The following is a 730-nucleotide window of genomic DNA, read 5'->3' as shown; positions in this document are numbered from 1 at the left end:
GGAAAATTACTTCATCGTCATCCTTCCAGCATTAGTCGGGAATGGAAACGTCATACAAAATCAGGAAGTTATTCTCCCAATCAAGCACAGGCATCTTACCACAATGCTAAATCACACTGCGGGCGAAAGAGAAAACTTGAAATAGATCATTATTTAAGCAATACTGTCAAGCACCTTTTTCTCGATTGCCAATGGTCTCCTGAAGAAATCGAAGGCCGTTTGTGCCTAGAATATGGGAAATTTGTTATTAGTTATCAAACGATTTATAGAGCCATCTATCGCGGTCACTTTGACGACAAGCTTTCACATGGCGCTCGTGGTGTGATTCGCAAACTCCGTCATCGTGGTAAAACACGCCATAGGAAAGGCCATGTTGAAAACAGAGGGAAATTTCCTATTTCTCATTCCATTCACGAAAGACCCGAAGAAGCAAACAAGCGAGCTAGGATCGGTGATTGGGAAGCAGATACGGTTGCTGGTCAAATCGGGAAAGCTTGCTTAGTTACTCTAACGGATCGCTATTCTCGTTTTCTTAAAATCAAGAAGGTAGTGGTCAAAAAAAGCAAACTGGTCATAGAGGCTATGGTACAAATGTTGGAGCCCTTGCCGAAAGAAACCGTCACTCCCGATAGAGGAAAAGAATTCACGAATCATCAAGACTTGACTGATAAATTAAAAGTGGAGGTCTATTTCCCAGATCCTCATGCGCCTTGGCAACGGGGAACCAATG

At 42.9% G+C, this 730-nt stretch carries 1 protein-coding gene; it reads left to right on the top strand.

The window, feature by feature from the left end; translation table 11 throughout:
• Positions 1 to 730, top strand: a 730-nt coding sequence (locus tag STRDD04_RS10175) for an IS30 family transposase (protein ID WP_062201988.1), incomplete at both ends; no start/stop codon positions are given.

Origin of the sequence: Streptococcus sp. DD04 (assembly GCF_001578725.1) — a bacterium.
Lineage (GTDB): Bacteria > Bacillota > Bacilli > Lactobacillales > Streptococcaceae > Streptococcus > Streptococcus sinensis.
Note: the sequence above shows the minus strand (reverse complement) of the source record. Positions and strands in the feature narration are given on the sequence as shown.